Source organism: Alteromonas sp. I10, assembly GCF_003201515.1.
In the GTDB taxonomy this organism is placed as follows: Bacteria; Pseudomonadota; Gammaproteobacteria; order Enterobacterales; family Alteromonadaceae; genus Alteromonas; species Alteromonas macleodii.
Map to the genome: position 1 here is coordinate 1 of NZ_QJJN01000020.1, position 4,723 is coordinate 4,723.

The 4,723-nt window shown below is 42.8% G+C and carries 6 protein-coding genes; all 6 read right to left on the reverse strand.

Going from position 1 to position 4,723, the window contains the following annotated elements:
* Nucleotides 1-198: 198 nt before the first annotated feature.
* The 6 genes from BZA03_RS20170 to BZA03_RS20195 all read right to left on the reverse strand — a co-directional run bounded on the left by BZA03_RS20170 (nt 199) and on the right by BZA03_RS20195 (nt 4,113).
* Nucleotides 199-528, reverse strand: coding sequence for a hypothetical protein (locus tag BZA03_RS20170; RefSeq protein ID WP_110289701.1), 330 nt, complete (start codon nt 526-528; stop codon nt 199-201).
* A 126-nt stretch (nt 529-654) separates the two neighbouring features.
* Nucleotides 655-1,182 carry a hypothetical protein gene (locus BZA03_RS20175; RefSeq protein ID WP_110289702.1) on the reverse strand — a complete coding sequence of 176 codons (528 nt, stop codon included), beginning with the start codon at nt 1,180-1,182 and terminating at the stop codon, nt 655-657.
* Nucleotides 1,183-1,306: 124 nt separating this feature from the next.
* Nucleotides 1,307-1,798, reverse strand: coding sequence for a hypothetical protein (locus tag BZA03_RS20180; protein WP_110289703.1), 492 nt, complete (start codon nt 1,796-1,798; stop codon nt 1,307-1,309).
* 141 nt (nt 1,799-1,939) lie between these two features.
* Complete coding sequence (locus BZA03_RS20470; RefSeq protein ID WP_181417319.1) at nt 1,940-2,206, reverse strand: hypothetical protein; 267 nt, start codon at nt 2,204-2,206, stop codon at nt 1,940-1,942.
* Nucleotides 2,207-2,741: 535 nt separating this feature from the next.
* Complete coding sequence (locus BZA03_RS20190) at nt 2,742-3,197, reverse strand: hypothetical protein (protein ID WP_110289704.1); 456 nt, start codon at nt 3,195-3,197, stop codon at nt 2,742-2,744.
* 127 nt (nt 3,198-3,324) lie between these two features.
* Entirely contained in the window at nt 3,325-4,113 is a 789-nt protein-coding gene (locus tag BZA03_RS20195) for a DUF2071 domain-containing protein (RefSeq protein ID WP_110289705.1), read from the reverse strand.
* Nucleotides 4,114-4,723: the final 610 nt, after the last annotated feature.

The window sequence follows — 4,723 nt, forward strand, 5'->3', positions numbered from 1 at the left end:
ACCACAAGTCAGAGGGATACTAACGAAAACAGGTAAGGGCAGTTGCACCACTTTTTTTACTAAGGCAAACGAAGTTTAGGCTGACGCCTTATAACTTTTCAATAACGGGCGCAGGCACGTGGGGCATAATGGCGAAGCCGCCCTGCGTGTATGCGTCCCAGCGAACGAAGTGAGTGAGTTTATTGAGTTGTTATGCACCTAAACCACCGTATATGAGAGTGTAACCGGTGAGCCAATAGAAAAAGAAGCTTTAGTGATAATATTTGGCAGATCAATGACTCTTGAATCGTACTCAGTTACAAATGAAACGAAGATATCTGTATTCTCTACTTCTACATTATTAGAAGTTATAAAACTTCCTATAAATTCCAGTGAAGATGGTGTCAGAGGCACGCACACGACAAAACCACCTAATTTTTTATTAGGTCTACAAGATGAGGCTTCAAGGCTTGATTTGATTTCGTTGGATAATTCTTCTGTAAGCGAAAAGAATCTAAAGCTGATATTTAATTCAATGTCTGAGTCCATTCAATGTGTCCGTAGATGCATAACACCCGCATAAAGGGCGAAAACACATGGGCTAAAATTAGGAACGAAGTGACGCAGCCCATGTGTTAGCGTCCCAGCGAGCTTGCGAGCGATTTAATGCGTTTGTTAGCCATCAATCTGCTTGATGTTCACAATGCCAGCTCTACCTAAATCCAATCCGTTTGTTACAAGCCTTACTTCAAGACGTATATCCAGTGGCTTCTGGAATCGGGGCTTTTGGTCTAACCATGGGAATAAGAAATACATTTTGTTTTCTTTAATTGTTCCTATGAGCGGAGTATTTGGAAAGATCAAATCCGGCAAATCGCCATCAATTACATGAAAATATACGCCAAACTCTTCGAGTTCATAAGTTGATGTGTCTGGTAATGAAACTGTTAAACTTAAGATGCCTGCATCTGAGCAAGAGTTGTTGTCTTGATAGGTTGCACGTTCAACCTTAATCTCGGATACAACAGGTACAGGGACTGACTCCCAATACTCTCCCTCTTCGTTGCGATTTGTTTGAGCTGGCCCAGGGTGTTGTTCCCAATACTCTAAATTAGGCTTAAAAAGTTGCGAGCCAAAAATCGAACACGCGTGGGCATTTAAGTGAGTCCCGAAAATTAATACCAGCAATGAAAAGTACTTCATAGATCTATCCTTGATGGCTAACACCCCGCTTAGGGGCAATAACACGTGGGCTAAAATTTGGAGCGAAGCGACTGAGCCCACGTGTTATTGTCCCAGGGAGCTTGCGACCGACTACAGCGGTTTGTTATGCGATTTTTAATAACAACCTTGTTCTTTCAATGTTGGATGTTTTTGATTTGCCATCTAAGGACTCCTGTAGTGACATTTGTTCCTGTACGTCTAGCACTGATTCTGAACTCAGTAGCGCTGTTGAAGTACCAAGTGTTGAATACCATTCTTCTGAACATGTTGAGATAAACAGAGACATAGCCGACGCACACTTCTCTATAGAGCTTGGTTCTTCAGTGTATTCAAATTTAGCTGCTCCATTAAGTTCCTGCTCGATTGGACCAAATAACGCAACAAATTCCAACTTAGAGTTTAATGGCCTTACACACGTGTGAATCCTAAAAAACGGTCCGAAAGTGTATTTGTGTATATGAATGAATTGAACCAAATGCTCTCGTTCTCTGACCCAAAACGTTGGCTTGGTACGCATAAAACCAAGTGCCTTGATTTGATTAGTAAGTCTTCTTAATACTTTATCTGCATTGGAACGTTCTAATTTTTTATCCATGTTCCACCAATCGCATAACTTCCAAATATGGGGCGCAGACATGTGTGCAAAAATGGCGAAGCCGCGCACATGTTTGCGTCCCAGCGAGCGACAGCGAGTGCCATAATTTGTTTGTTATGTGCGTTTAATAACAACAGCATATTAATTGCGCAAATAGGTAACAAACTTCAGCGTCTGCTTGGCTGCATAAAAGGCCATTATTGCTAAAACTACCAGAGAGAGAAAAAAAATAAACGATGTTGGAAAATGATTAAGGATTCTTGCTTTACGGCTAACAAATTCAATGGAGCTTCCATCTTGCCACATTTCGAAAACTAACTTGGATAACCAGCCCGTACCAATGGTAACTAGCCATAATGCCAACGCTGCCAAAAAAGCAATTTCCGTATCACCGTTTTCTTTCTGCATGTTACTCCAAGCACATAACATTAAGCTAAGCGGCGCAGTTGCGTGGGGCATAATGGCGAAGCCGCCCCGCGTAATTGCGTCCGAGCAACCGAAGGGAGTGGTCTTAAGCGCCTTGTTATAAGCAAAGCCAGTTCCTTTGGTCTTTTTAAAAACTGTTGAAGCCAGCATACGATTGATTGTTAACGCAGACAAGAAAAACGACTGTGCAGTGATGTTTTTGATTTGACAGAAGCTAGCCGCCATCTGAGCTATCAAGTGTAACGGCGCTTGCTGGCTGAAAATGAGAACTAGAAGGTAAAGCGCCTATTACACCACCTCTGAATTGAAAGCGGCGGAATAAAACCTACCACAAGCCAGAGCGATGCTAATGAAAACAGGTGAGGGTAGTTGCACTGGTATTTTTATAGAGCCGAACGCAGATTAGGCTGACGCCTTATAACTTTTGAATAAGGGGCGCAGGCATGTGGGGCATAATGGCGAAGCCGCCCCGCATGTATGCGTCCCAGCGAACGAAGTGAGTGACTTAATTTTTTTGTTAGAAGCCTGCACGCCGTTGTTCCTTAAGAGGATCGTGCGGATTTACATTACCACCAAATGTTTGTTTATACACCCTGCCTAAGTCTGACGTGATTTCCAACGTTACCAGGTAGGGGGAGCCCAGTGCTGAACGCAAATAGTGATACTGCTTTTGATATTGTTCATTAAAGCTAAAAGTAACATTAGCTGACGTAAGCCATAATGAGGGAATTTTATGAGAGTTCAGCATATTAATGAGTGATTTCCGCATGCTTTCAGCAAAAGGTTCGAGGTGGTTTTTTACGCTGTAATGTTCTATTTCTAACAGATTGATTGATACAGAAGAGGTGTTCTCTTGCTGTGCGAGCAAGCATAGTTGCCCTATAGCCCAGTAACCAAGATGATCGTTATTGCGGTTGTTTAGCATGTGAGCAAAGTTTCTTACAATTCCTTTGAACTCTGAACGACGAGCCATGATTCTCCTTGGCTTCTAACGCCGCGGTAAGCTGCGGCGATGTAGTTGATTGTGTTGTGGCAGCGTAGCGACCGCCACATAAACAAGCGACGAAATAGACGTCAGCTTGACCGCCTTGTTAAATTTTTTACTCAATAACAGTTGGCGGCAAGTAAATAGTAAACTCATTGATAGGCTCGATTAAGACGCTATACGGTGAATTTTGCTCTGACTCGTTTACAATTCCCAGAGTAGATAGAAGCTTGAAGCTAGCTGACACAAGCTTGGCTGGCTTGACCTCTAGCTCTTTGTGCCAAACTCGATAGGTACCTAGTTTGTTGTCTCTTCTATAATAAAAGCCAGCCAAAGGGTGAGTTAGGTAGACCAACGCTGACTCAACATCGGGAAAACCTGGAAAATCAAATCTATCCGAGTTAGATTGAACCAACTCTACCGAAGCTGCCGCCCAATCAGATGCTGTTTCCATAAGGTACTTATCGTATAAACCACTAGTTTCATTAAGCACGCAGTCGAAACTAACTTTTCCGGAGTGCCACGGAAGATTCCATAAATATCTAGGAACTGCGAGCGTCCACGAGTCCAGCGTTGTACCAAGAAACCAAACGCAACGCTCACCCGTTTTTCTATCGATAATATATATACGATAGTTGGTTTGCCCCATCGTAAATTTGGGGAACGGAAACACTGCTGATGTAAAGTCTACATCAATAAACGGAACTACGGATATAAGCCCCATTTCCTGACCATCCACTTCGACTGTATCTAGCTGAAAGCGATCTGGAAATATGTCTTTAAATCTCCCCGCCGGAACAGCGTAAGTGATAATTGCAAAATGCTTCAAACCACATAAAACATCTATCCCGCTTGGCTTGGGCCTCTCTATCAAATAATCATCTAGTTTCCGTGATTCTTGCACGATACTTCCTTGAAATTTAACACCCTGCTTAGGGGCGGAAACACATGGGCTAAAATTTAGGAGCGAAGCGACGCAGCCCATGTGTTTGCGTCCCAGCGAGCCTGCGAGCGACTACAGCAGTTTGTTAGCTGCAGCCACTGAACTCAGCTAATTGGATCTAAACTAGATTGGAGAAATAGGAGCTGATTTTTCGAAGCACCAACCAATATCCCAATATTAAACAAAAATATGTGCAAATGACTACATATGTTGGATACGGAACACCTCCTGCTAGCGTCTGTTCTGTCAATGTAGGGAGCAGAAGCCCTAAAGCCATAATCAGCTTTTTATTATGGATGTTTAACAACCGGCATACACGTGGAACGAAATAACGTGCAAGTTTTTTAAATTTTTCAGATTTTAAGATAAGAGCAATACTTGGATACAATTTCATGTGAATTTCCTCTTTGGATGAATGTACACAATCAATGTATTAAGTTTGACTAAGAAACTGCCTCAAAAACTAAAAAAAGCAGCTAACATTAAGCTAAGCGGCGCAGTTGCGTGGGGCATAATGGCGAAGCCGCCCCGCGTAAATGCGTCCGAGCGACCGAAGGGAGTGGTCTTTAGC